20 protein-coding genes and 1 pseudogene are annotated in these 24,911 nt (G+C 69.3%); 6 read left to right on the forward strand and 15 right to left on the reverse strand.

Annotated features, from left to right (window positions below):
• Positions 1–109: 109 nt before the first annotated feature.
• Complete coding sequence (locus LGM71_RS13055) at positions 110–1,507, forward strand: sensor histidine kinase (RefSeq protein ID WP_226115153.1); 1,398 nt, start codon at positions 110–112, stop codon at positions 1,505–1,507.
• An 88-nt stretch (positions 1,508–1,595) separates the two neighbouring features.
• Here the strand turns inward: LGM71_RS13055 and LGM71_RS13060 are convergent, their stop codons facing one another.
• The 8 genes from LGM71_RS13060 to LGM71_RS13095 form a co-directional block, all read right to left on the reverse strand.
• Positions 1,596–2,462, reverse strand: a complete 867-nt coding sequence (locus tag LGM71_RS13060) for an MOSC domain-containing protein (RefSeq protein ID WP_226115044.1) — start codon at positions 2,460–2,462, stop codon at positions 1,596–1,598.
• Positions 2,463–2,559: 97 nt separating this feature from the next.
• Entirely contained in the window at positions 2,560–3,519 is a 960-nt protein-coding gene (locus tag LGM71_RS13065; protein WP_124900716.1) for an ABC transporter substrate-binding protein, read from the reverse strand.
• A gap of 38 nt (positions 3,520–3,557) precedes the next feature.
• Entirely contained in the window at positions 3,558–4,739 is a 1,182-nt protein-coding gene (locus tag LGM71_RS13070; protein WP_226115045.1) for a c-type cytochrome, read from the reverse strand.
• A gap of 50 nt (positions 4,740–4,789) precedes the next feature.
• Positions 4,790–5,614 carry an ABC transporter ATP-binding protein gene (locus LGM71_RS13075; protein WP_226115046.1) on the reverse strand — a complete coding sequence of 275 codons (825 nt, stop codon included), beginning with the start codon at positions 5,612–5,614 and terminating at the stop codon, positions 4,790–4,792.
• Complete coding sequence (locus tag LGM71_RS13080) at positions 5,608–6,702, reverse strand: ABC transporter permease (protein WP_226115047.1); 1,095 nt, start codon at positions 6,700–6,702, stop codon at positions 5,608–5,610. The genes LGM71_RS13075 and LGM71_RS13080 overlap by 7 nt, the downstream gene beginning before the upstream one ends.
• A gap of 4 nt (positions 6,703–6,706) precedes the next feature.
• Positions 6,707–7,741, reverse strand: coding sequence for an ABC transporter substrate-binding protein (locus LGM71_RS13085; RefSeq protein ID WP_226115048.1), 1,035 nt, complete (start codon positions 7,739–7,741; stop codon positions 6,707–6,709).
• A gap of 36 nt (positions 7,742–7,777) precedes the next feature.
• The gene (locus LGM71_RS13090) at positions 7,778–8,623 is read right to left on the reverse strand and encodes a class II aldolase/adducin family protein (protein ID WP_151051937.1); all 846 of its coding nucleotides are present in this window, start codon (positions 8,621–8,623) and stop codon (positions 7,778–7,780) included.
• A gap of 20 nt (positions 8,624–8,643) precedes the next feature.
• Complete coding sequence (locus tag LGM71_RS13095; protein ID WP_151051935.1) at positions 8,644–9,729, reverse strand: LLM class flavin-dependent oxidoreductase; 1,086 nt, start codon at positions 9,727–9,729, stop codon at positions 8,644–8,646.
• Positions 9,730–10,164: 435 nt separating this feature from the next.
• Here LGM71_RS13095 and LGM71_RS13100 point away from each other — a divergent pair, with 435 nt between their 5' ends.
• Positions 10,165–11,496 carry an acyl-CoA dehydrogenase family protein gene (locus LGM71_RS13100; protein WP_226115049.1) on the forward strand — a complete coding sequence of 444 codons (1,332 nt, stop codon included), beginning with the start codon at positions 10,165–10,167 and terminating at the stop codon, positions 11,494–11,496.
• A gap of 67 nt (positions 11,497–11,563) precedes the next feature.
• Here LGM71_RS13100 and LGM71_RS13105 read toward each other — a convergent pair.
• Positions 11,564–12,544, reverse strand: a pseudogene (locus tag LGM71_RS13105) (LysR family transcriptional regulator).
• 17 nt (positions 12,545–12,561) lie between these two features.
• Between LGM71_RS13105 and LGM71_RS13110 the strand changes: the two are divergent.
• On the forward strand, positions 12,562–13,128 hold the full coding sequence (locus tag LGM71_RS13110; RefSeq protein ID WP_226115051.1) for a cysteine dioxygenase: 567 nt from the start codon (positions 12,562–12,564) through the stop codon (positions 13,126–13,128).
• A 109-nt stretch (positions 13,129–13,237) separates the two neighbouring features.
• Positions 13,238–14,863: a rhodanese-related sulfurtransferase gene (locus LGM71_RS13115; RefSeq protein ID WP_226115052.1), complete on the forward strand. Its 1,626-nt coding sequence runs from the start codon at positions 13,238–13,240 to the stop codon at positions 14,861–14,863.
• Between the two features lie 92 nt (positions 14,864–14,955).
• On the opposite strand, the gene LGM71_RS13120 is transcribed toward LGM71_RS13115, so the two are convergent.
• Positions 14,956–16,101: a glycerophosphodiester phosphodiesterase gene (locus LGM71_RS13120; protein ID WP_151052328.1), complete on the reverse strand. Its 1,146-nt coding sequence runs from the start codon at positions 16,099–16,101 to the stop codon at positions 14,956–14,958.
• 373 nt (positions 16,102–16,474) lie between these two features.
• Here LGM71_RS13120 and LGM71_RS13125 point away from each other — a divergent pair, with 373 nt between their 5' ends.
• Together LGM71_RS13125 and LGM71_RS13130 are read left to right on the forward strand one after the other, a co-directional pair.
• Positions 16,475–17,539 carry a phytoene/squalene synthase family protein gene (locus LGM71_RS13125; RefSeq protein ID WP_124623764.1) on the forward strand — a complete coding sequence of 355 codons (1,065 nt, stop codon included), beginning with the start codon at positions 16,475–16,477 and terminating at the stop codon, positions 17,537–17,539.
• A 488-nt stretch (positions 17,540–18,027) separates the two neighbouring features.
• On the forward strand, positions 18,028–19,248 hold the full coding sequence (locus LGM71_RS13130; protein WP_124623767.1) for a porin: 1,221 nt from the start codon (positions 18,028–18,030) through the stop codon (positions 19,246–19,248).
• 119 nt (positions 19,249–19,367) lie between these two features.
• Here the strand turns inward: LGM71_RS13130 and LGM71_RS13135 are convergent, their stop codons facing one another.
• Genes LGM71_RS13135 through LGM71_RS13155 form a run of 5 tightly spaced genes read right to left on the reverse strand, consistent with a single transcriptional unit; the run spans position 19,368 to position 24,639 of the window.
• On the reverse strand, positions 19,368–20,861 hold the full coding sequence (locus LGM71_RS13135) for an efflux transporter outer membrane subunit (RefSeq protein WP_226115053.1): 1,494 nt from the start codon (positions 20,859–20,861) through the stop codon (positions 19,368–19,370).
• Positions 20,862–20,871: 10 nt separating this feature from the next.
• Positions 20,872–22,026, reverse strand: a complete 1,155-nt coding sequence (locus LGM71_RS13140; protein ID WP_226115054.1) for an ABC transporter permease — start codon at positions 22,024–22,026, stop codon at positions 20,872–20,874.
• A complete protein-coding gene (locus LGM71_RS13145) occupies positions 22,023–22,982 on the reverse strand; it encodes an ABC transporter ATP-binding protein (protein ID WP_226115055.1) in 960 nt (319 codons plus the stop codon). Before LGM71_RS13145 ends, LGM71_RS13140 begins: the two co-directional genes overlap by 4 nt.
• Positions 22,979–23,944, reverse strand: coding sequence for an HlyD family secretion protein (locus LGM71_RS13150; RefSeq protein ID WP_226115056.1), 966 nt, complete (start codon positions 23,942–23,944; stop codon positions 22,979–22,981). Before LGM71_RS13150 ends, LGM71_RS13145 begins: the two co-directional genes overlap by 4 nt.
• Positions 23,941–24,639, reverse strand: a complete 699-nt coding sequence (locus LGM71_RS13155; protein ID WP_226115057.1) for a TetR/AcrR family transcriptional regulator — start codon at positions 24,637–24,639, stop codon at positions 23,941–23,943. Before LGM71_RS13155 ends, LGM71_RS13150 begins: the two co-directional genes overlap by 4 nt.
• Between the last annotated feature and the right edge of the window lie 272 nt (positions 24,640–24,911).

Below are 24,911 nucleotides of genomic sequence, written 5' to 3' on the forward strand. Positions count from 1 at the left end.
GGCTTTGCACGGGACCGGAGTGCGCGCTGAAGCGCAATGCCGGATCGACGCGTCCGCTGCCTTCCGGGGGGGCGCATGCCGTGCCTGGGGCGGCCCGGCGGGAGACATGATGATCCGCCGACCGAACCTGCGCACGCAAGTCGCGCTGTGGCTGCTGCTGCCGCTGCTCGGGCTGCTCGCGCTCGACTCGTGGCTCACGTACCAGCGCGCGATGAGCGCCGCGCACGTCGCGTTCGACCGCACGCTGTCGTCGTCGCTGAAGTCGATCCGCGAAGGCGTCCGGCTCAACGACGGTGAGATCGAGGTCGACCTGCCGTATCTCGCGCTCGAGATGTTCGAGTCGGGCGACGGCGGCAAGATCTACTACCTGATCCGCGAGGACAACGGGCACACGATCACCGGCTATCCGGACCTGCCGCTGCCGCCGGGTGACGGCGCGCTGTTCGTCACGCGCTATTACAACGTCGTCTATCGCGGCGAGCAGCTGCGCATGGCCGCGTTGCGTGTGCCGGTGCACGACGTGCCGACCGCGCAGACGCGCATCGTGTGGGTGATGGTCGGCGAAACGATCGAGGGACGCCAGGCGCTCGCGCGCGAAATCCTGATGGGCTCGCTGCTGCAGGAAGGACTGCTTGTCGTGCTCGCGCTCGGGATCGTGTGGCTCGGCGTCGGGCGCGGGCTGCGGCCATTGAACCGGTTGTCCGCGAAGGTCGCCGCGCGTACCGACGGCGATCCGACGCCGCTCGACACCGGCGGCATGCCGAGCGAGCTCGCGCCGCTCGTCGAGTCGATCAACCAGTACATCGGCCGCACGCAGCAGATGCAGGTCGCGCGGCGGCGTTTCTTCGCGGACGCGGCCCATCAGCTGAAGACGCCGCTCGCGGCGGTGCAGGCCGGCGTCGAACTGGCATTGCGGCCGGACGAGCAGCCGCGCGTGAACGTGCACTTGCGGCGCGTGAACGGCGCGGTGCGGCAGGCCGCGAAGATCATCCAGCAACTGCTGTCGCTGTCGCGGCTCGATTCGGACAGCGGCCTTGCGGTCGCGCACCAGCCGGTCGCGTTGCATCGGCTGGCGCGCAGCGTGACGCTCGACTGGTCGCCGGTGGCGCGGGCGCGCGACATCGATCTCGGCTTCGAGCACGAGGCCGACGTCGACGTGCACGGTCAACCGGACCTGCTCGGCGAAATGATCGGCAACCTGATCGACAACGCGATCCGTTATTCGGGCGACCGCGCGGTAATCACGGTGCGCGTGTCGCGCGACGGCGAGCACGCGCGGCTCGACGTGATCGACAACGGGCCGGGCATTCCGGCGGGTGAGCGCGACGCGGTGTTCGAGCGCTTCCATCGTGGCAGCAAGACGCAGACGGTCGAAGGCACCGGGCTCGGGTTGTCGATCGTGCGGGAAATCGCGCGCGTGCATCAGGGCAGCGTGACGCTCTCCGATGCGGCGGGCGGCGGGCTGATCGTGACGGTGATGCTGCCGACGGTTCGGGCGGCGCAGTAGCAGTCGCGGCGATCGACGCAACCGAGGTGAATGGCGGCGGAGGGCGGCGACGGAAACGATATGCCGTCCGCCGCTTCGACCGGTCCCCTCAGTCGCCGAACCCGATCTCCGCTTCGAGCGACTGCCCGACTTCGAGCCACGCGCCCGCGCCTTCGACGACGATTGCGTTGATGCCGAATGTCAGCGCGTCGTCGTAGTTCGGATGCGCGCGATAGGTCTGCATCGTGTCGGTCGGCTCGTGCGGCCATGCCGGATCCGGCGCGCCGGTCATCTGGTCGATCGTCGGCATCGGGCAGCGCGTGCACAGCTTCACGAGGCGCAACCGCACGCGCGTCGCACCTTCCGCGTCGAGATGCTCGACGAAATCCTCTTCGTACGCATCGAGATCCGACACGACGATGTTCGGGCGGAAGCGGTTCATCGGAATCGCCGGCGCGCCTTTCGCGACGAGCTTCGCGTTCAGGTCGTCGAGCGACGACTGGCCGATCACGAGCAGCGGGTAGCCGTCCGCGAACTGCGTGTGCGTATCGATGTCGCCGGTCCATTTGCGGTTGCAGCCACGGCGCGACTCGGCACCGAAGCGCGCGAGCTTCAACGGCATGCCGAGGAATTCGGTGAGCCACGCGGCCGTCTCGGCGCCCGTGTCGATCGCGTCGACGGTGTCGCGCCAGACGGTCGCGGCCATCTTCGGCGTGGCGGGTGTTGCATCGCCGTCGAGCGGCGTACGGATCTCGGGCATGCCCGGCGCATTCAGCACCAGCGCATCGTGCTCGAGCGCGGTGCGGATCAGCGCGAGGCGCGGGTGCGTGCGCTGCGTGATCATCATCCCGTCCGGGGTGGTGATCAGCCAGTGGCGGTCGTACGCGAGGCCCGTTTCGAGCAGCTGTGCGCGCGACAGCGCGATGCCGGCGCAGGATTTGATCGGATAGACGAAGAGTTCGGAGATGGCTGGCATGACGCTGGCTGACGAAGGCGGGATGGTCGAATCGCGATTGTGCCAGATCATGCGAAAGCCGTTTGGGCGGTTGCAGGCCGCCGCGCCGCGCGGCCGGTCACGCCAGCGGAAAGCCGAGGTCGAAGGTCGTGCGCACGTCGAGCGGCTGGCGCAGCAGCCCGGCCTTCAGGTAGAAGTCGGCCGTGCGTTGTTGCCCGGCGATCACCGTCGCGTCGATCGGCAGCCACCGCGTGTTGCGGCGCTCGAACTGCAGCTTCGCGGCAGCCGGCGGGATGCCGACGATGCGCGCGAGCGTCGCGGAATACGCGTCGACGTGCCGGTACGACCAGGCCTGCGCGCGCACGACGCGTTGCAGGAAGTCGCGCAGCACGTCGCGCTTCGATGCGATCGCCGCGTCGGTTGCCGCGACGTAGCTGAGGCCCGACCACAGGCCGCGGCCGTTGACGAGCACGCGTGCGCGGCCGCTCGTTTCGGCGAGCGCGGTATAGGGTTCCCACGTCGCCCACGCGTCGATCGAACCGGTTGCGAGCGCAAGCATCGTGTCGGCCGGCGGCAGGAAGCGGAACGATACGGCATCGGGCGGCAGGGCTGCGGCTTCGAGCGCCTTCAGCGTGACGAAATGGCCGATCGAGCCGCGCGTGGTGCCGATGCGCTTGCCTTTCAGGTCGGCGGCGTCCTTCAGCGTCGCATCGGGCCGCACGAGCAAGGCGGTGCCGTACGGGTCGGACCGGTTCGCGCCGATCACCTTGATGCGCGCACCCGATGCGAGCGCGAAGATCACCGGCGCGTCGCCGATCGGTCCGCAGTCGACGGCCGCCGCGTTCAGCGCTTCGGCCAGTGGCGCGGCGGCCGGGAATTCGGTCCATGCGATGTCGTAAGCGAGGCCGTTCAGTTCGCCGGCTGCTTCGAGCAGCGCGCGCAGCCCGCCCTTTTGGTCGCCGGCACGCAGCAGCGGTCGCGTTCCCGATTGCGCGTGCAATGCGGTCGGAGCCACGCCGACGGTGGCGGCGGCGAGGGCGCTCGCTTGCGCGAGGAAGTGGCGTCGGGTCGGATTCATCGTGAAGTTCGGTCGATTGGAGGAAACGGTTCAGAGATTCAATGCGCAAGCCCGGCCTGCACGTCGCGCACCGGTTCAGCGTCCACACGCAGCAGCAGCGCGGTCAGCGGATCGACGTTCGCGGGGGCGGCGGAAGGCCGTGCGGTCGCGTCCGAGCGGCACAACAAATCGTCGGCCGACCAGCCCGCGCTGCCAGGCAACGCGCGCGCCCGCAGCCAGCCGCGCCGGTCGGCAAGCAGTTGCGTGCCGCCGAACGTCGCGGGCGACACGCCGGCGATCGTCGCGAACGCTTGCCATGCACCGGGCGTCGACGCGACGCAGTTCGCGCGCGAGCCGGTTGCCGGTGGCGCGGGCGTGTCGCCGGCGATGACGAGCAGCGTCTGCCAGCGCGGATCCTCCGTCGGCGGCGCGCTGCCCGGCGCGAGCGCAACGATGCGCACGCGCTGGCCTTCGCGCCAGCGCTCGAGCGGCTGCGGCGCGGCGCTGCCGCAACGCACGTCGAGCGCTGGCAGCGGAACGGGCACGGGCCATGCACCTTCCGCCTGCGCGCCGCTGCCGGCCGACAGCGCCTTCAGGTAAGCGAGCACGGCCCACGTGTCGCCGGGGCCGAGCGTCGCGGCAAAGCCCGGCATCGACGACGCGCCGCGCGCGTCGTGCGTACCGTGCCGCACGCGCCAGTACAGTTCGCCTTCGAGCCGGCGGGCAAGCAGCGCGCCCGCGAAGGTCGGCGGCCAATGCGCGAGCGTTGCCGCGAGCGGTCCTTCGCCGCGGCCGTCCGCGCCGTGACACGCCGCGCAATGCCGCGCATACAGGTGCGCACCGCGCATCATGTTCGCGACGGAAAGCGGCGCGGCGTTGAGCTGGAAACTGGTCGGCACCGCGGGCGCGAGCCACAGCGACGCCGGTGGCCACGGCGCGAACCACGCGACGGCCACTGCGGCGATTGCCGACGCCGCTCGCCACTTGCGCGAAACGAGCGCGATGCACGCCAGCGCCACGGCGAGCGCGGTTGCCGCGCAGGCGAACGCAAGCTGTCGCGTGAGCCCGGCATCGATGCGCAGCGTTTCAAGCGCGATCCGATGCGCCCAGGGCCACGCGGCCTGTCCGTCGGCGTCCCCGGTCAGGCCGGCCGCATGCAGTGCCCGGGCGAACGCGATCGGCGCGCGATACAGCAGTTGCAGGAACACGAGCGCCCAGTCGGCGAACGGCGGTGCATTCATCGGCGCGGCCTTTGCCGTGCGCGGGCCATCCCGCTGGCGGCACCCGGCATCTACCAGCTCGAATCGAGTCCGAGATGCCGCAGCGCTTCGTGGCGCAGTTCGGCGAGACGCGGGTCGCCGCGATGGCGCGGATAGGGCAGGTCGACACGCAGTTCCGCGACGATCCGTGCGGGACGCGGCCCGAACACGATCACGCGCTGCGCGAGAAACAGCGCTTCCTCGACATCGTGCGTGACGAGCAGCGCGGAGAACCCGTCGCGTTGCCACAGCGCGGTCAATTCGGCCTGCATCGTCAACCGCGTCAGCGAATCGAGCTTGCCGAGCGGCTCGTCGAGGATCAGCAGGCGCGGATCGTTGACGAGTGCGCGGGCGAGCGCGACACGCTGCGCCATCCCGCCCGACAGCTGATGCGGAAACACGTTCGAGAATTCCTGAAGTCCGACGCGCGCGAGCGCATCGTCGACGCGATGCTGCGCGGTGCGCGTCACGCCACGCGCCTCGAGGCCGAGCGCGACGTTCGCGCGCACGCGGCGCCACGGGTAGAGCGTCGGATCCTGGAACACGACGATGCGCGACGGATCGGGCCTTTCGATCGGCACGCCGTCCTGCACGATTGCGCCTTGTCGCGCGGCGTCGAGGCCCGCGACGAGCCGCAGCAGCGTCGATTTTCCGCAGCCGCTCGGGCCGAGCAGCGCGACGAATTCGCCGGCCGCGACCGACAGCGTGACGTCGTCGAGCACCGGCAGCGGGCCGCCGGGGCCGTCAAACGCATGGCTCACGCGGCGGATGTCGATGCGCGCGCCGCGCGCCGTCGTGGCATCGGGCGTGACGGGTGCCGTGGAGACGGACGATTCGAGAGCGGCGGCGCTCACCATTTGACGGTTCCTTTCTGCCATGCGAGCACACGGTCGCGCACCGCGAACAGCAGCGCGATCAGCCCGGAAAACAGCAGCGCCATCACGATCAGCGCCGCATACATGTTCACGTACGATGCCCAGCCCTGCGCCCAGCTCAGGTACCAGCCGAGCCCCGACTTGACGCCCATCATCTCGGCGACGACGAGCACCGTGAACGATGCGCTCAGCCCCATGAAGATGCCGACGAACACATGCGGCAGCGCGGCGGGAATCGCGACGCGCAGCACCAGGAAGCGCGCGTTCGCGCCGAGCGTGCGCGCGACGTCGTAGTACTGCCGGTTCACGCTCGCGACCCCCGACCACGTCAGCACCGCGACCGGGAAGCCGGTCGACAGCGCGATCAGGAACGCAGCGGCCGAATAGCTCGTCGGGAAGAAGTAGAACGTGAGCGGCAGCAGCGCGGTGGCCGGCACCGGGCCGAGCACGCGCAGCACCGGATGCACCCAGTAGCCGATGCGACGCGACCAGCCGATCGATACGCCGACCGCGAACCCGACCGCCACGCCGTACGCGAACCCGAGCGAAAGCAGCTTCAGCGTATTGGCGGCGCTGCCGGCGAGGCGCGGCCAGTCGTCGACGTAGACCTCGATCAAGGCCTGCGGCGGCGCGAAGAACGGCGTCGGCAGCCAGCCGGTCTTGGCCGTGACGATTTCCCACGCGGCAAGCACGAGCGGCAGTGCGACGAGCCACGGGCCGGCCGGGCGCACGCGTGCAAGCCGCAGGCGCGTGGCCGGCACGCGATGGCCAAGCGTCGCGGCGACCAGCAGCAGCGCGGCGATCGCCCACGCGGCGATGCCGAACGTGTCGGTGTATGCCCAGTCGGTGAAACCGACGACGCGGTTCGGCCACACGTAAGTCACCGCGCCGAGCGCGGCCCACGCGAGCGCCGCGACGATGCCGGTCGGCCAGGTACGCGCGCGGCGGGCTTCGGCCGCGAGCGTCGCGTCGCAAGCCGTGCATGCTGCGCGGGGCGTGGCCATCGCGGTGGCGGTGCTGTTCGTTGCGGATGCCGTTCGCGCGGCGGACGCGTGTTCGATCGTCGACATCGCGTCACCCCAGCACGTTCGCATAGACCTGATGTGCGAAGCGCTGCGGGTCGGTGCTCTTCTTCAGCACGCTGATCCGGCGGAAATCGTCCGCGTAGAACGCGATTTCCTGCTGCAGGTCGACGTTGGTCGGGTGGTGCGTGTAGGTCAGCGTCGCGTACAGCTTGCGCAGGTCTTCGGGATTGATCTTCGGCGAATACTTCGCGAACGCCTTCGCGGCTTCATTCGGGTTGTCGTGCGTGTATTCGGTTGCCTGCACGATCGAGCGCGCGAGTGCGGCGGCCGCCGGCCGGTCGTTGCGCACGAGGTCGCCGCGCGCGCCGATCACGCAGCACACCTTGCGCGCGTATTCGCCGGACAGGTTCGTCGCAAGTTCCGTATACGCGCCGTTGCTGCGCTTCTCGAGGAGATAGAGATTCGGGTCGCCGTCGGCGATCGCCTGGATCTCGCCCTTGTCGACCGCGACGCCGAGCAGATCGGCCGGATACTGCCGCCAAGTGATGTCGCGTTCGGGATCGATGCCGTTCTTCGCGAGCAGGATCGAGAAGAAGTGCTTGCCGGGCGCCGCGAGATCGCTGACGCCGACCGTCTTGCCCTTCAGCGCCTGCAGCGTCGTCACGCCGGCCGCCTTCGCGCCGAGCAGCCGCACGCAGCCGCCGTGCGAGCTGCCGATGATCTTCACGTCGAAGCCGGCTTCGAGCGGCTTCAGCCAGCGGTGGATCATCCCGACCGCCGCGTCGGCCTTGCCGGTCGCGATCGATTCGAGCAACTGATCGGTCGATCCGCTGTAATTGATCAGCTCGACCTTCAGTCCGTTCTTCTCGAAGAAGCCGTTCTCCTGCGCGACGACGATCGGCGTCAGGCAGAACGCGTTCTGGTTCCACGCGAACGTGAGCTTCTTCAGCGGCGGCGCGGACCATGCGTTGCGGCCCAGCGTGATCGCCGGCGCGGCGAGCGCGGCGGCGCCGGCCGCGCGCAGCAGCCGGCGGCGCTTGTCGTCATGGGCGCCGGTCGGCGCGGGGGCGGTGGTATCGGTCATCGTGTGGTCTCCGGTTCCGGTCGTGCGCAAGGGCGTTCAGTCGAGCAGGTCGGGTTCATCGGCGACGACGCCTGCGAACAGGCTGTCGAACGCGTGCAATGCGCCGTCGGGGCCACCGATCTGGCCGTGCGTGTGTCGCGCGGTCGCGTGGTCGATCGGTTGCGGCGCGCCGGCCGCTTCGGCCAGCAACTGCGTGTGCGCGGCGTTGTCGAGCGCGATGTACCACCACGCGGCGGCCTCGACCGTCGGGCCAGCCGTCAGGATGCCGTGGTTCTTCAGGATCACGCCCTTGTGCGTGGTGCCGTCGGGCTTCGCGAGCGCGCCCGCGATCCGTGCGCCTTCGCTCGTGTCGACGACCATGCCCGTGAAGTCGTCGAACAGCGCGTGATCCTCGTAGAACACGCACGCGTCCTGCGTCAGTGGATCGAGCGGGCGGCCGAGCGTCGACCATGCCTTGCCGTAGGTCGAATGCGTGTGCGCGGCGGCGACGATGTGCGGATGCGCGTCGTGAATCGCCGCGTGGATCGCGAACGCGGCCTTGTTCAGCGGCCGGTTGCCGATCGCGGTTTCACCGCGTGCGTTGACGAGCAGCAGGTCCGATACCTTGATCCGCGAGAAATGCACGCCGAGCGGATTTACCCAGAAGTGGTCGGGCAGTTCGGGGTCGCGCGCGGTGATGTGGCCGGCGAGGCCCGACGCGAAACCGAAGCGCGCGAACAGGCGGAACGCGGCCGCGAGCCGCTCCTGCCGGTGGCGGCGCTCGGCGGCGACGTCGACGCGCGGCGCGGGCGGGTCGAACCAGAAATGCTGGCGCGGCGTGTCGGCGAGGACGAGGCCCGACGCGGTGCGTGCGGGCGATGACGAAGCCAGGACGGCGGACATGGTCGGCGTCTCCCTTTGGGTCAGGCCGCGCGGCGTGCCGCGTCGCGTGCCGCGACGGCGCTGCGCACGCGCGGAATCAGTTCGCGACCGTAGTCGATTGCGTCTTCGAGCGGATCGAAGCCGCGGATCAGGAACGTCGTCACGCCGAGGTCGTAGTAGTCGAGCAGCGCGTCGGCGACCTGTTCGGGCGTGCCGACCAGCGCGGTCGAATTCGAGCGTGCGCCGGTGAGCTTCGCGATCTCGGTCCACAGCCGCTTGTCGACGCGCGAGCCGCGTTCGGCCGCGGCAAGCAGGCGCCGCGCGCCTTCGCTTTGCTGCGGGCCGCCGGTGCCGAGGCCGGCTGCTTCGCGCACGCGGCGCGTTTCGTCGAGGATCCGGTGCGCGCGCGCCCATGCTTCGTCTTCGGTCGCCGCGAGGATCGGCCGGAACGACACGGAGAAGCGCACCTGCCGGCCGTGCTTCGCGGCTTCGGCGCGCACGCGGGTCGTCAGGTCGCGCACCTGGTCGAGCGATTCGCCCCACAGCGCATAGACGTCCGCGTGCTTGCCGGCGACTTCCAGCGCCGCTTCCGAGGCGCCGCCGAAGTAGATCGGCACGTGCGGCTGCTGAAACGGCTTCACCTCCGAAAAGCCCTGCGTGAAGCGGTAGTGCGCGCCGTCGTGATCGAACGGCTGCGTTTCGGTCCAGATGCGGCGCAGGATGCCGAGATATTCGTCGGTGCGTGCGTAGCGCGCGTCGTGGTCGAGGAAGTCGCCGTCGCGCTGCTGCTCGCTGTCCGAGCCGCCGGAGATGAAGTGCACGGCGAGCCGGCCGCGGCTGAACTGATCTAGCGTCGCGATCTGCCGCGCGGCGAGCGTCGGCGCGGTGAAGCCCGGCCGATGCGCGAGCATGAAGTGGATGCGCTCGGTCGCGGCGGCGGCGAACGCGATCGTCAGCGTCGCGGACGGGCCGGTCGAGTGGTGCGGGACGAGGATCCGGTCGAAGCCGGCCGTTTCATGTGCGCGGGCGAAGTCGCGCACGTAATCGGGGTCGACGACGGGGCCGGCGGGCGGATGGATTTCCGACTGCTTCTGGCTCTGGATCATGCCGATGAATTCGACGCTCATCTGGGTCTCCGATGCAAGGACGGCCCCACGCGGCCAGCAACGGCCGGCGGGGGGGAATGGAGCGCAGATTACCGCCGGGATCATGCGGAATGGAAATAATCAATCCCGAATTGAATATCAGATTTGCATGGTTTGGCCGCGTGTGCATTGCGCATACGCTGTGGGCTCGCGATGGTGTTGAAAGGGGCGTGCCGGGCGGGGCGGTTGCGCCGGGCAGGAACCGGATCCGCATGCGGTCCGGGATGTGCGGTCCGGTTCGAATGCCGATGCGTGCGTGCGCATTCGCGGCAAACGTCCGCGAACCGGCACGCGAGTGCGCAACCGATCGCCGCAGGCGTCATGCGCCGCCACGCCATCCTCCAATCGATCTCCGCCATTGCCGCTGTTGCGTTACCCAGCTACCCCGCTATCCAGTCACCGAGGGAACCCGTACCGATGTCCGCCAGACTTGCTGCTTCCTCGCCGCTACCGCCGCAATCGTCGCTGCGCCATCTGCCTGCCGACGATGCGCGCGTCGCGGCGCTGCTCGAGCGTCTTGCTCCCGAACTCGCCGCGGACGCCGCCCGCAACGACGTCGACGGCCGCTTCCCGCACGAGAACTTCGCGCGACTGCATCGCGCCGGGCTGATCGCGCAGGTCGTGCCGCGCGAGCATGGCGGCGCGGGCGCGACGCTGGCGCAGGCGAGCCGGATCGTGGCCGCCGTCGCGCGCGCCGATCCCGCGACTGCGCTGGTGCTGACGATGACGTATCTGCAGCATCGCGCGCTCGGCCGTGCGGACAACCGCTGGCCCGCGCACGTGCGGCGTGCGGTGTTCGACAGTGCGGTGGCTGAAGGCGCGCTGATCAACGCGTTGCGCGTCGAACCGGCGCTCGGTTCGCCGTCGCGCGGCGGCCTGCCCGAAACGATTGCGCGTCGCGACGGCGACGGCTGGCGGCTGTCCGGCCACAAGCTGTACAGCACCGGCATTCCGGCGCTGCGCTGGCTCGCCGTATGGGCACGCACCGACGAACCCGAGCCGCGTGTCGGCGTATTCCTCGTGCCGCGCGAGCGCGATGTGGAGGACGACGCAGGCATCCGCGTGATCGAAAGCTGGAACCACCTGGGCCTGCGCGCATCGGGCAGCCACGAGGTCGTGTTCGACGACGTGCGGCTGCCAGCCGATCATGCGGTGGACGTGCGCGCGCCCGATGCGTGGGCCGTATCGGCCGCGAGCCATGCGGATATCGACGCGCAGGCTGACCAGCAGGCGTGGATGGTCGCGTTGCTCGGCAGTCTCTACGATGCGGTGGCGCGCGCGTCACGCGACTGGCTGCTCGAGTTCGCGACGACACGCGCGCCGAGCGGGCTAGGGGCTCCGCTCGCGACGCTGCCGCGCATGCAGGAGGCCGTCGGCGAGATCGAAGGGTGGTTGCACACGAACCGCGTGCTGCTCGACGAGCACATCGCGCGCACCGATGCGGGCGACGCACCGACGGTGACGACGAGCGGCCTCGTCAAGCGAACCGTGACGGAGCAGGCGATCCGCACGGTCGAGCACGCGTTGAAGCTGTCGGGCAATCACGGGCTGAGCCGCCACAATCCGCTCGAACGTCATTATCGCGACGTGCTGTGCAGCCGCGTGCATACGCCGCAGGACGATGCGATCGCGGTCGCCGCCGGGCGTGCCGCGCTCGACGCCGCGGCGCGAAGCGCAACCGAGAACGCCAGCGCGGAGGCTGGCGGGACGTCACGCGGCGCACCGGTTTCCGGTCGAAGCGGTGCGTGAGCGGGGCCGCATGACGGTCGGCGCAAACGGGACACCGCGGTGCCGGCGTCGCACTCCTTGGTCAAGCTCAAGCGGCTTCGTCGTGCGCGGCGGCATCCGCGGGCAGTGCGAATGCCGCGCGCGCATGCGCGCCCACGGTCGCGAGCGGCGCCGCGAAGCGTGCGGCGTCCTGCCGGTGCAGCAGCCACAGATCGATCTGCGGCTTGAAATCGGCGAGCGGCACGATGTCGACCGCATCGCGCAGCGGGCTGCCTTCGACGAGCGGCATCGGCATCAGCCCGATGCCGATGCCGTTCGCGACGCTCTGCAACTGCAGGTCGCGACCATATGTGTCGAGCGTGACGGGCATCGGCAGCCCCTGCGCGTCGAGCGCGCGGCGCAGGCCCGCACGAAAGCCGCAGCCGTCGGGATTGAGCACCCAGCCGCGCGCATGGCAGTCGGCGAGCCGGTAGCTGCGGCGCGGCCAGTCGCCCTTGCGGCCGACCGCGACGAGCCGGGTGGCCAGCAGCCGTTCGCCCTCGACGTGCGGCGGCAGCACCATCTCGCGGGCCAGAAACACCAGCGCCGCATCGAGTTCGCGGCGCGCGACGCGCTCGACGAGCATGCCGCCCCAGGCGGTCGTGACCTGCGTGGCGAGCGCCGGCCATTGCCCGGCGATCCGCGCGATCAGGCCGGGCAGCATCAGTTCGCCAAGCCCTTGCGTGAGGCCGACGCGGAATTCGCCGGCGGGCGGCCGCTGGCCGGCCGTCAGTTCGCGCAGCGCATCGACCTCGCGCAGGATCGCGCGGCACTGCGCGAACACCTGCAGCCCGATGTCGGTCGGGCGCGGCGGTTTCGTGTTGCGGTCGAGCAGCGTCGCGCCGAGCGCTTCCTCGAGATTCTGCACGCGCCGTGTGATCGCCGGCTGCGTCATCCCGAGCTCGGCCGCGGCCTGGCTCAGCGTCTGACAGCGGACGACCGCTGCAAAAGCGTCGATATCGCTAATTTTCATGTTTGTTCTGCATGATCTTTCGGGTGATCATGACGATTAATCATTATTCGGCATCATATTCGAGGAGGCAGCCGATGAGTACGCTTTCGTTGCATCAGACGCCGCTGCGTCCGTTCGTCGACGGCCTGGGCGCGCTGCTCGCGTCCGGCGCGAACGAGGCGCGCATTCTCGACGAGGGCGGCGCGCTGCTTGCCGCGCTCGTCGCGCACGACGACTGGCTGCCCGACGCGTTCGCGCAGCCCGATCCCGAGCGCTACCGCCAGTACCTGCTGCATCTCGATCCCGACGATCGGTTCTCCGTCGTCAGCTTCGTGTGGGGGCCTGGCCAGACGACGCCGATCCACAATCACACGGTGTGGGGGCTGATCGGCATGCTGCGCGGCGGCGAGTTTTCGCAGCCGTACCGGTTCGACGCGACCGGCAGGCCGGTGCCGTCGGGCGATGCGGTGCAACTGCGGCCGGGCGACGTCGAGGCCGTGTCGCCGAGCATCGGCGACGTTCATCGCGTGACCAACGCGTTCGCCGACCAGGTATCGATCAGCATCCACGTGTACGGCGCGAACATCGGCAAGGTCGAGCGCGCGGTGTTCCTGGACGACGGCACCGTGAAGCCGTTCGTGTCCGGCTATTCGAACGTGTGACGCCGAAAGTCGCGGGCGTTCCGTTGCGAGCGCACGCCCGCGGCCTCGGGCTTCAACCGTTTTCCGTTTGCTTTTTTCACCGACTTCAACAGAATCCGACAGAGACATCGTGACGCAATCCGTTGATTCCACTTCCCGTTTCTCCATCGCGTCGTACCAGGACGTACGCGCGCGCCTCCTGGCCCGCGACGAGCTCGCGCTGATCGACGTGCGCGAGGAAGATCCATACGCGCAGGGCCATCCGCTTTGGGCTGCCAACTTTCCGCTGTCGAAGCTCGAACTCGACGCGTGGACGCGCATTCCGCGCCGCGACACGCCGATCGTCGTGTTCGGCGAAGCCAGCGGCGAGGATCTCGCGCCGCGCGCGGCCGCGAAGCTCGCGCAGCTCGGCTATACCGACGTGCGGCTGCTCGACGGCGGTCTCGCGGGCTGGCTCGCCGCGGGCGGCGAGCTGTTCATCGACGTGAACGTGCCGAGCAAGTCGTTCGGCGAGTGGGTCGAGGCCGAGCGCCATACGCCGTCGCTGTCCGCGCAGGAAGTGCAGGCGCTGATCGACGAAAAGGCCGACGTCGTGATCGTCGACGCGCGCCGCTTCGACGAATACCAGACGATGAACATCCCGACATCGACGAGCGTGCCGGGGGCGGAACTCGTGCTGCGCGTGCGCGCGCTCGCGCCGAACCCCGCTACCCGGGTCGTGGTGAACTGCGCGGGCCGCACGCGCAGCATCATCGGCACGCAATCGCTCGTGAACGCAGGGCTGCCGAACCCGGTCGCGGCACTGCGCAACGGCACGATCGGCTGGACGCTCGCGGGCCAGACGCTCGAGCACGGCGCCGCGCGACGCTTTCCCGACGACGTCGAACCCGCGCAGCGTGAGGAAGCCCGCCGCGCCGCGCGCGCGGTGGCCGAGCGCGCCGGCGTGCCGCGCATCGCGCTCGCGGACGTCGCGGCGCTCGACGAGCCGGGCCGCACGCTGTACCGCTTCGACGTGCGCACGCCGGAGGAATACGAGGCCGGCCATCTGCCAGGCTTCCTGGGCACGCCGGGTGGCCAGCTCGTGCAGGAGACCGACCATCACGCGCCCGTGCGCGGCGCGCGAATCGTGCTCGCAGACGACGACGGCGTGCGCGCGGACATGACCGCGTCGTGGCTCGCGCAGATGGGCTGGGACGTGCGCGTGATCGAGCCGGCCGGCACGGCGGCCTTCACCGAGCGCGGCCAGCCGCCGCGCGACGTGCCGGCGACGCCGCAGGTGACCGAGGTGTCGCCCGCGACGCTCGCGGGCTGGCTGAAGGAAGCGGCCGCGGGCGAGGTCGCGATCGTCGACGTGACGACCAGCGCGAACTACGTGAAGCGCCATATCCCCGGCGCGTGGTTCGTCGTGCGTGCGCAGTTGCGCGACGCGCTCGCCGCGATCCCGCCGGCGAAGCGCTATGTGTTCACGTGTGGATCGAGCCTGCTCGCGCGGTTCGCGGCGGACGACGCGCGCGCGTTGCTGCCGGCTTCCGCGGCGATCACGGTGCTGACCGGCGGCACGGCCGCGTGGATCGACGCGGGGCTGCCGCTCGAGCACGGCGAGACGCATCTGGCGTCGCCGCGCGTCGACCGCTACCGGCGCCCGTATGAAGGCACGGACAACGCGGCCGCCGCGATGCAGGCGTATCTCGACTGGGAATACGGGCTGGTCGATCAACTGAAGCGCGACGGCACGCACCACTTCCGCGTGATCTGACCGCGACGTGGCAACCGGCGTGCGGCACGACATGCGCCGCGCCCGGTTGCCGCGCATTCAGCGGCGCATCGCATTCGACGCGTTCAGTCCGCTCAGCGCTTGAACGTATCGACGGCCGTGCGGCCGACGGCGGGATCGTCGGTGAAGAAGCCGTCGATGCCTGCGCGCAGGTACGCCTGGATCTCGCGCACCGAGCCCGCGGTGTTGCGCGTGGCCGGCGTGCCGCCGTCCTTCAGCGACGCGGGCAGGAAGTTGTTCTCCGGACGGAACGTGTACGGATGCACGACGAGGCCGGCTTCGTGCGCGTAGCGCACGTACGGTGTCGGCTGCTGCAGCGTGCCGTCGGCGGCGACCGCGATGATCGATGTCTTGTACGGGCCGACGCCGTTCGCATAGGACGCGATCTCGCGCATTCCGTCGCGCGTCGACAGGTCACCGTAGGTGCGCTTGTCGTTCGCCTTCACGAAGTCGTACGGACGCTGATCGGCTTCGTCCATCAACTGCACGAGCTTCCAGTTCGGCTGGCTCGTCTTGATCCGGTTGCGGATCGTCTTCAGGTTCGCCACTTCGAACGACTGGATGTAGACGGTCGCCGTGCGTGCCGTGTACGGATCTTTCAGCAGCGCATCGACGAGACGGTCCTCGAGCGGCAGGCCGACCGACTGGAAGTAGGTCGGGTGCTTGGTTTCCGGATACAGGTGGATCGTGCGGCCGGTCTGCGCGGCCATCTGTTTCGCGAGCGCGACGATCTCGTCGAAGGTCGGAATCTCGAACTGGTCGTTGTACGCGGTGTTCGCCGGGCGGACCTGCGGAATGCGCTCGCGGGCACGCAGCGTCTTCAACTCGGCGAGCGTGAAGTCCTCGGTGAACCAGCCGGTCAGCTGCGCGCCGTCGATCGTCTTGGTCGCCTTTCGGCTCGCGAACTGCGGCAGGGTCGACACGTTCGTCGTGCCGGAGATTTCATTCTCGTGGCGCGCGACGAGTACGCCGTCGCGAGTCGAGACGAGATCGGGTTCGATCACGTCCGCGCCGTCCTCGATCGCCTTGCGGTACGACGCGAGCGTGTGTTCGGGGCGCAGCGCGCTCGCGCCGCGATGGCCGACCACCTGGACCTTCGCGGAGATCGGCTGCGTCGGATCGGATGCTGACACGTCGTCACCGCCGCAGGCGGCGAGCAGGAGGGCGGCGGCACAGGCGAGCGGGATGCAGCGCAGGGCGGTCGGGCGCGTGAAGAGCATGGTGGAGAACCTTCGAAACGGAAGTCGGTGAAAGGGCGGTCGTTCCGGCGGGTGCGGCCTGTCTCGGCGGGCCGCGCGGGATCGAACGGGACGCGATCGTCGCATCGGATAATTACATATGTATTACTCGCGCCTTTCTTTTTCGTTGCCGCGAAAAACGCACGGGATGGCCGGATAGCGCAACCGCGCTCGCGGCGCGATCCGGCCGTCGCCGGGAGCCGGCGAGCCGGATGCACTAAACTTGCGGGACTTTTGCATCGCCGCACCGGGCCGACGCCTGCTCGCGCGCGACGATGCGGCGACTCGCGGGCCGGCGCGGGCGCCCGGCGACAGCGTGCGTCCGGGGCCCGCGCCGGCCGATTTTTACCGACCCATGACGACTCATACCGATCCCGCCTATCTGCTCGGCGACCTGCTGAAAAACGTTTCCCGCTCCTTCTACCTGACGCTGCGCGTGCTGCCCGACGGCATGCGCGACCCGGTCGGCCTGGCCTATCTGCTCGCGCGCGCGGCCGACACGATCGCGGACACGGCGCTCGTCGCGCCCGATCGCCGCGCGGCGCTGCTGACCGACCTGCGCGACGAGGTCGAGCGGCTCGGCGACGGCGCAGCGCTGTCGCGTGCGCTTGAGGAGGTGACGCGGATGCAGACGGATTCGCACGAGCACGTGCTGCTCGGCTCGATGCAGCCGATGCTCGCGCTGCTGCGCGCGCAGCCGGAGGCGGATCGCGCATCGATCCGCAAGGTCGTCGCGACGCTGACGTCGGGGATGGAGTTCGACCTGCGCACGTTCCCCGACGAACAGTCGGGGGAGGTCGCGTCGTTGCCGGACCGCGACATGCTCGATCGCTACACCTATCTGGTCGCCGGCTGCGTCGGCGAATTCTGGACCGACATGACCGGTGCGCACACGCGCGCCGCGCGCGGTTGGGACCTGGCGGACATGCGCGAGAAGGGCATTCGTTTCGGCAAGGCGCTGCAGATGACCAACATCCTGCGCGACTGCGCGAAGGACCTGCGGATTGGCCGCTGCTACCTGCCGGACGACGTGCTGGCCGCGCACCGCCTGGGCGTCGCCGACCTGATGTCGCCCGACGCGTCGGCGCGCGCGCGCGGCGTGCTGGTCGACCTGCTGCGCGTGGCGCTCGATCAGTATCGCGACGCGTGCCGGTACACGCTGGCGATTCCGCGCCGCTTCGTGCGTCTGCGGCTCGCGTGCCTGTGGCCCATCATGATCGGCCTCGAAACGCTCGAACTGCTGGCCGGCCATGACGCGTGGCTCGATCCGGCGAGGCCGGCGAAGGTGCCGCGCAAGCGGATCTACCGGATCATGGCGTCGTCGCTCGCGCTCGTCGGCTCGAACGCGGCGATCCGTGCGCGCATGAACGCGCTCGTCGACGCGGTGAACACGCGGATCGGGCAGGCGTCCGCGCGCTGAGTTGTGCTGCACGATGCCGGCGCGACAGGCGCGGGCATCGCCCTTGGCCCGCGTTCGCCGGGCCACTCCCGTCTGATTCTCCCCACACGGACTGAAACGTTTACACGATTTCGCTTCCCGAAACGTGGGTGTCATGAATGTCAGCGATCCTGCGCGGCGGCGTGAATCGCGGCACCAGCCGAGGTCGCGCTTTTGTAAGAAGGTTGTTGCCGAAGGCGTCTGACGACATTGGACGGTCGCGATGCACCAGTAAAAATGTAAAGCTAGGGTTTTCACCGGGAAATGCCGGAGAGGCCCACCGCGTAAGCGTTTTCAGGTGTTATGTAACCGTTTGGTGAACCCCTGCGTTGCGTCGATCATACGATGACCGACTGCACATGTTGGGAAACGATTGGTAATCCGTCAGAATCGCACCGGCATGTACTCGCACATGTGTCAGTCATAAAACCACACCAGAAAAGAAATCATTCTTTGAGGACGGAGAATCAATGAAAAAGCGCGTCGCTTTCGCCATGACGGCAGTGGGTCTCGCAGCCGCTACCGCCGCCCACGCCCAGAGCAGCGTTACCCTGTACGGTATCGTCGATAACGCTATCGCTTGGCAGAACAACTCGTCGGCTACCAGCGCGGTTTCGGGTGGTCACTCGAAGGTGCAGATGGCCACCGGCATTTGGGCAGGCAGCCGCTTCGGCCTGAAGGGCAGCGAAGATCTCGGCGGCGGCACGAAGGCGATTTTCCAGTTGGAAGCCGGCTTCAACGCGAACAACGGCTCGTCGCAATGGACGAACGGCATCTTCACGCGTCAGGCATGGGTGGGTCTGACCAACGCGACGTACGGTACGCTGACGGCCGGCCGCCAGTACACCGCGTACTACACGCTGCTGTCGCCGTATAGCCCGACGACCTGGCTGACCGGTTACTACGGCGCGCACCCGGGCGATATCGACTCGCTGGACACCAGCTACCGCGCGAACAACTCGCTCGTCTACATGTCGCCGAAGTTCTACGGCTTCACGGTCGGCGGTTCGTACTCGCTCGGCGGCGTGGCGGGCAGCTTCAACCGCGGCTCGACCTGGAGCGCGGCGATCCAGTACCTGAACGGCCCGGCAGGCATCGCGGTCGGCTATCAGCGCATCAACAACGCGACGCTCGGCGGCGGCGTGTGGGGCGCGAACTCGACCGCGCAAAACGGTCTGGATTCGAGCGGCAACGGTGCGGAACAGGCCGTGTCGTCGATCAACGGTGGCTACAAGACGGCACAGTCGCAGCAACGCGTCGCCGTGACGGCCGGTTACCAGTTCACGCCGGCGTGGGACATCTCGGTGTCGTACTCGAACGTCCAGTACATCCCGGGCACGCAGTCGGCATTCCGCAACACGGCGATCTTCAACACGGCAGGCGCCGTGCTGCACTGGAAGGCAGCGCCGCAGTGGGACTTCGCGGCAGGCTACTCGTACACGCGTGCGACCGAATCGAACGGCGTTTCGAGCTCGGCCAAGTACCATCAGGTCACGCTGTCGCAGTACTACAGCCTGTCGAAGCGCACGGGCCTGTACGCGGTTGAAGCGTACCAGCACGCCAGCGGCAACACGATCAGCGGCCTGACCGGCGGCATCGTCAATGCAACGACGTCGATCGGCGACGGCGTGGGCGCGGGTTCGAAGCAGAACCAGATCGCTGCCGGCGTCGGCCTGATCCACCGCTTCTGATGTCGCGCGGCGCGCAAGCGCCGCTCACGGCATGCGGTATGAAAAAACCGGCCTTCGGGCCGGTTTTTTTTCGCGGGTGCGCGCCGCTCGCATCGCGCGGGCACACGTCGTCCTGATCGTCACCGGGTCGAATCGTCCTCCGACCCGTTCCCCGCCAGCGACTGAAACAGCGCCGCCGTATCGGCAAGCCGGTCGGCCTGCGCGCGCGTGCGATCGAGCGCGGTCTGCAGTGCCTGCCGCTGCGCATCGAGCAGCGCGAACGTGCTGATCCCGCCTGCCGCGTAACGGTCGCCGGCAATCGCGTTGCCGGCCGCCGCTTCCCGTGCGGCCGTGTCTCGTGCCTCCAGCTCCGCCGCATCGTGTTCGACCGCGCGCATTGCGTCGGCGACCTGCTGGAGCGCCAGCAGCACGGTTTCCCGATAGCTTGCGAACGCGGCATCGTATGCGGCTTCCGCCGCGCGTTTTTTCGCGCGCAGTTCGCCGCCATGAAAGAGCGGCTGCGTCAGGCCGAGACCGACATTCCAGACATTGAGCCCGCTCACGATATCGGCGATGCGCGTGCGTTCCGAACCGATTCCCGCCGAAATCGAAAAACGCGGATACAGGTTCGCGGTCGCCACGCCGACGTTCGCGCTCGCCTGGTGCAGCACGGCCTCAGCCGCGCGGATGTCGGGCCGTTCGCGCGCGAGCGTCGACGGCAGCGCGACCGGCAGCGTGTGCGGCAGCGCGAGCGCATCGAGCGTGAGGTCGGGCAGTGCGGCGTCGGATGGCGGCGCGCCCAGCAGGATCGCGAGCCGGTGGCCGGCCTGCGCGAAGCGGGCCGCGAGCGGCGGTAGCGAGGCCTGCGTCTGCGCGAGCAGCGTGCGCTGCGCATGCACGTCGGCCTGCGATACGCCGCCCGCCGCGAAGCGCGCTTCGACGATGCGCAACTGCCGCGCCTGCGCGTCGACGAGCTCACGCGTGAGCGCGATCTGCTGCGCGAGCGACGCGCGCAGGATCGCGGTCGCGACGACGTTGCCCGCGAGCGTCAGGCGCGCGGCGTCGAGCGTGTATGACTGATAGTCGACCTGGGCGCGCAGCGCTTCGAGCGCGCGCCGGTTGCCGCCGAACACGTCGAGGACGTACGACACGCTCACCGACGCGTCGTACAGCGTGAATGGCCCCGGATTCGGCACGTTGGCGGGCAGCCCGAACGCAGCGATGTCGACTTTCTGGCGCGTGGCGGACACGTTCGCGTCGACGCGCGGCAGCATCGTCGCGCCGGCTTCCGCCGCATGGTTCTGTCGTGCTTCGTCGAGCCGCGCGCGGGCCTCGGCGAGCGTCGGGCTGTTTTGCCACGCGGTATCGACGAGCCGGTTCAGCGGTTCCGAGCCGAACTCGGTCCACCAGTGTCGCGGCGTGTGCGCGGCTGATGCGAACGTCTGCGCGTCGCCGGTCGGGCCACCGGCGGCTACCGTCGCGACGGGCGGTTCATCGCGCGTGTACCGCTGCGTGGCCGGCGCGTCGGGTATGCGGAAATCCGGCCCGACCGCGCAACCGGCGATGAGCAGCGCAGCAGCGGCCAACGTCAAGCAGCGGGCGGTGTGGGCGGCGCGACGCGAAGCCGGTTTCATCGCGCGGCCCCTAGTCGAGCGTGCGCCGGTAGAAGCGCAGCGCGATGCCCATTACCACGAGCGTGAACAGCGCGACGGGCCACACGGACGGCCACAGGTCGGCCCAGCCGTTGCCTTTGAGCAGGATGCCGCGCACGAGGCGATTGAAGTAGGTGAGCGGCAGCAGGTTGCCGATGAACTGCGCCCACTTCGGCATCCCGGCGAACGGGAACATGAAGCCCGACAGCAGGATGTTCGGCAGGAAGTAGAACACCGCGAGCTGCATCGCCTGCAGCTGGTTCTGCGCGAGCGACGACAGCGTGATGCCGACCGTGAGGTTCGCCGCGATGAACAGCAGCGCGGACAGGTAGATCGCGAACAGGCCGCCGACGAACGGCACGTCGAAAACGTAGCGCGCGGCCGCGAGGATGATCGACACCTGGATCAGCCCGATGAACACGTACGGGACGATCTTGCCGGTCATCACCTCCAGCGGCCGCACGGGCGTCGCCAGCAGATTCTCCATCGTGCCGCGCTCGCGTTCGCGCGTGATCGCGAGGCCCGTCATCATCACCATCGTCATCGTCAGGATCACGCCCATCAGGCCCGGCACGACGTTGTACTGCGTGATGCCTTCGGGGTTGTACAGCCGGTGCAGCACGACGTCGAACGCGGCCGGGCGGCCGTTCAGGTGCGCGAGCGGCCCCGTCAGGTCCTTGTCCGCGACGGGCCGCACGAGGCCCGGCAGCGCGCCGATCGCCGACGCGGTCGCGACGGGATCGGTCGCGTCCGCCTCGACGAGCAGCGTCGGGCGCTCGCCGCGCAGCAGCCGCTTCGAGAAATCGGCCGGCACACTCAGCACGAACTGCACGTCGCCGCGGGCGAGCGCATGCCGGCCGGCCGCCTCGTCGGGCAGCGTCGCGACGATGTCGAAGTACGCGGAATTGCGCATCGCGGCGATGAAGCTGCGTGCGAACGGGCTCGAGTCGGCGACGATCACCGCGGTCGGCAGGTGCTTCGGGTCGGTGTTGATCGCGAAGCCGAACAGCGCGAGCTGAATGATCGGCACGCCGACGATCATCGCGAACGTCACGCGGTCGCGGCGCAGCTGCAGGAATTCCTTCAGCACGATGCTCCACCAGCGCGCGACCGAGAACGATTCGCGCAGGCCAACCCACGCGTTCATGGCGATGCTCCGCCGGGCGGCGCGGATGCGTGGCCCATCATGTAGATGAAGACGTCTTCGAGCCCGGTGTCGATCGGCGCGACCTGCAGCGGTGCGCGCCCGTCGGCCTGCGCCGCAACCTGCGCGAGCGTCGCGTCGAGCAGCGCGCGATCGCGGCCGCTCACGTGCAGCGCGGAACCGAACACGACGGTTTGATCGACGCCCGGCATCGCGCGCAACCGCGCGGACAGTTCGGTCAGGTGCCCGCCGGTGATCGTACGCGTCGACAGGTGCTGCGATGCGACGATCTCCGCCGACGTGCCCTGCGTGAGCAGTTCGCCGGCCGCGATGTACGCGAGCTTGTGGCAGCGTTCGGCTTCGTCCATGTAGTGCGTGCTGACGAGTACCGAGATGCCTTGTGCGGCCAGCCGGTGCAGTTCTTCCCAGAAGTCGCGGCGCGCGGCCGGATCGACGCCGGCGGTCGGCTCGTCGAGCAGCAGCAATTCCGGCTCGTGCAGCATGCACGCGGCGAGCGCGAGCCGCTGCTTCCAGCCGCCGGACAGCGCGCCCGTGAGCTGGTCCGCACGGCTCGCGAGGCCGAGCCCGTCGAGCGCGCGGGCGACCGCCGCCCGGCGGTTGGGCATCCCGTACACGCGTGCGACGAAATCGAGATTCTCGCGGATCGACAGGTCTTCCCAGTACGAGAAGCGCTGCGTCATGTAGCCGACACGCCGCTTGATCTGCGCGCTGTCGCGCACGATGTCGTAGCCGAGGCAGGTGCCGCTGCCCGAGTCGGGCGTGAGCAGGCCGCACATCATGCGGATCGACGTCGTCTTGCCGCTGCCGTTCGGCCCGAGAAAGCCGAAAATCTCGCCGCGCGCGACGCGCAGCGAGACGTCCTTCACGACGTGCTTGTCGCCGAAGCGCTTGTTCAGGCGATCGACGTCGATCGCGTACGGAGCGGCCGGCGCGTTCAACGCATCCTCACGGCGACGGGCTGGCCCGGGTGCAGCTTCGGCGCGTCGGCGACGGCGGGGCGCGCTTCGACCATGAACACGAGCTTGGTCCGGCTCTCGTTGCTGTAGATCACGGGCGGCGTGTATTCGGCCTCGCGCGACACGTAGGTGACGCGCGCGGGCACGTCGGCCGCGCAGCCGTCGCAGCGGATCGCGACGGTGCGCCCCGGGGCGATCGATGCGATGACGGCTTCCGGCACGAAGAAGCGCACCTTCAGGTTCTGCGGCGGCAGCATCTGCACGACCGGATTGCCGGCCTGCACCCATTCGCCGACGCGGTACAGCGTGTCGTACACGCGCCCGGCGGCGGGCGCGGCGACGCGCTTCTGGTCGAGCTTCCATTGCGCTTCGGCAACCGCCGCCTGCGCGGCATCGACTTGCGCGGCCTGGGCGGCCACCTGCTGCGCGCGTCCCGGCAGGCGCGCGACGTCGACCTGGTTCTGCAACTCGCGGACCTGCGCGGCGGTGGTCTGCGCGGACGTGCGCGAATCGTCGAGCTGCTGCTTCGACAGGCCGCCGGCCGCGTACTGGCGTTCGTCGCGCGCGCGTTGCGCGGCGGCCCGCGCGGCCTGTGCGATGGCCTGCGCGAGCTGGGCACGCGTGACCGCGACTTCCGGCGGCCGCTTGCCGGTCTGCAGGTCGGCAAGTTGCGCGCGTGCGGCCGCGAGCTGATGCTGCGCCTGCAGCAATGCGGCTGTTTCGTTGACGGCTTCGAGCGAGAACACCGGCATGCCGGCCGCGATGGCCTGACCGCGTTCGACCGACAACTGCGTCAGCGTGCCCGCTTGCGACGACGACAGGTACACGAATTCGCCTTCGACATAGCCCTGGTAGGTCGCGACGTCGTTCGCCGGCCGTCCGCAACCGGCGAGCAGCGCGATGGCGGCGGCCAGTGCGAGCGGCAGCGGGCGGGACACGTTCACGACGGCCTCCGCGGCGAATGCGCGCCGGCATCCAGTGTGGCGGCGGGCGGCTGCAAGCCGGACCCGAGCAGCGCGCGGACGTGGCGATGCAGCACGTCGCGATCGATCGGCGGCAGGCCGCGTGCGCTTTGCCACAGCTTCGCGGTGGCGAGCGGCAGCATCACGAGTGCGATGATCGAATGGAACAGGAAGGCGGGTTCGAGCGCGGGGTTCAGCGTGCCGGCCTGCTGCGCGGTGCGGATGCGCTCGGCAAAGCGCCCGACATGCTCGAGCGGAATGCGCCGTAGCATCCGCTCGCGCAGCAGCCCGCCTTCATGGACGATCTCGCGCAGCCAGATCGACGGCAGCCACGGCATGCGATGCGTGACGTCGAAGAAGCGGTCGACGAGTTCGGCGACGAGCGCGAACGGATCGTTTTCGATTTGCGGCTCGGTCGGCCGCCACACGAACGCGATGACCTGCGCGAGCCGCTCCTCGACGATCGCATCGAGCAACTGCTCGCGATTCGTGAAGTAGTAATGGACCATCGCCGACGTGACGCCTGCGGCCGCGGCGATCTGCGCGACCGTCGTCGCCGCGATGCCACGCTCGGCGAACAACTGCATCGCGACGTCGAGCATGTGGTCGCGCAGGTCGAAGTCGTCCGCCGACGGGCGGCGCCCGCGCGGCCTGGCGACGGTGGATTTCGCGTTCATGCAGACGACGCTAATTGATGAGTTAGTTAATTTCAAGGAAGGGTTTTTGCCCGCGTTGATCGAGATCAGGCGTGCGCCGAATGGCGGTGCGGACGAGTGGGGACGCGGCGCGGCGGCACGCCGGGTGCCGGCGGCGGAGTGTAGGGAGCGGCTAATGGGGAAGCGCGGGGAACCGGTGGAGGAATGGGTGGAGGAATGGGTGGAGCGGCCGCGCCAAAGGCTGGCGAGGAAGCCGCGCGTCGCGGGCAGGGAAGCCGGCAACACGGCACGGG

The organism is Burkholderia sp. AU33545 (assembly GCF_020419685.1).
Classification (GTDB): Bacteria; Pseudomonadota; Gammaproteobacteria; order Burkholderiales; family Burkholderiaceae; genus Burkholderia; species Burkholderia diffusa.

Coding starts and splice junctions, on each gene's coding strand:
- LGM71_RS13080 (WP_226115047.1), bottom strand. CDS start 6,702: ATGTCGACGATCGAACACGCGTCCGCCGCGCGAACGGCATCCGCAACG.
- LGM71_RS13125 (WP_124623764.1), top strand. CDS start 16,475: ATGACGACTCATACCGATCCCGCCTATCTGCTCGGCGACCTGCTGAAA.
- LGM71_RS13085 (WP_226115048.1), bottom strand. CDS start 7,741: ATGACCGATACCACCGCCCCCGCGCCGACCGGCGCCCATGACGACAAG.
- LGM71_RS13055 (WP_226115153.1), top strand. CDS start 110: ATGATCCGCCGACCGAACCTGCGCACGCAAGTCGCGCTGTGGCTGCTG.
- LGM71_RS13135 (WP_226115053.1), bottom strand. CDS start 20,861: ATGAAACCGGCTTCGCGTCGCGCCGCCCACACCGCCCGCTGCTTGACG.
- LGM71_RS13095 (WP_151051935.1), bottom strand. CDS start 9,729: ATGAGCGTCGAATTCATCGGCATGATCCAGAGCCAGAAGCAGTCGGAA.
- LGM71_RS13110 (WP_226115051.1), top strand. CDS start 12,562: ATGAGTACGCTTTCGTTGCATCAGACGCCGCTGCGTCCGTTCGTCGAC.
- LGM71_RS13120 (WP_151052328.1), bottom strand. CDS start 16,101: ATGCTCTTCACGCGCCCGACCGCCCTGCGCTGCATCCCGCTCGCCTGT.
- LGM71_RS13065 (WP_124900716.1), bottom strand. CDS start 3,519: ATGAATCCGACCCGACGCCACTTCCTCGCGCAAGCGAGCGCCCTCGCC.
- LGM71_RS13075 (WP_226115046.1), bottom strand. CDS start 5,614: ATGGTGAGCGCCGCCGCTCTCGAATCGTCCGTCTCCACGGCACCCGTC.
- LGM71_RS13140 (WP_226115054.1), bottom strand. CDS start 22,026: ATGAACGCGTGGGTTGGCCTGCGCGAATCGTTCTCGGTCGCGCGCTGG.
- LGM71_RS13100 (WP_226115049.1), top strand. CDS start 10,165: ATGTCCGCCAGACTTGCTGCTTCCTCGCCGCTACCGCCGCAATCGTCG.
- LGM71_RS13070 (WP_226115045.1), bottom strand. CDS start 4,739: ATGAATGCACCGCCGTTCGCCGACTGGGCGCTCGTGTTCCTGCAACTG.
- LGM71_RS13155 (WP_226115057.1), bottom strand. CDS start 24,639: ATGAACGCGAAATCCACCGTCGCCAGGCCGCGCGGGCGCCGCCCGTCG.
- LGM71_RS13130 (WP_124623767.1), top strand. CDS start 18,028: ATGAAAAAGCGCGTCGCTTTCGCCATGACGGCAGTGGGTCTCGCAGCC.
- LGM71_RS13090 (WP_151051937.1), bottom strand. CDS start 8,623: ATGTCCGCCGTCCTGGCTTCGTCATCGCCCGCACGCACCGCGTCGGGC.
- LGM71_RS13060 (WP_226115044.1), bottom strand. CDS start 2,462: ATGCCAGCCATCTCCGAACTCTTCGTCTATCCGATCAAATCCTGCGCC.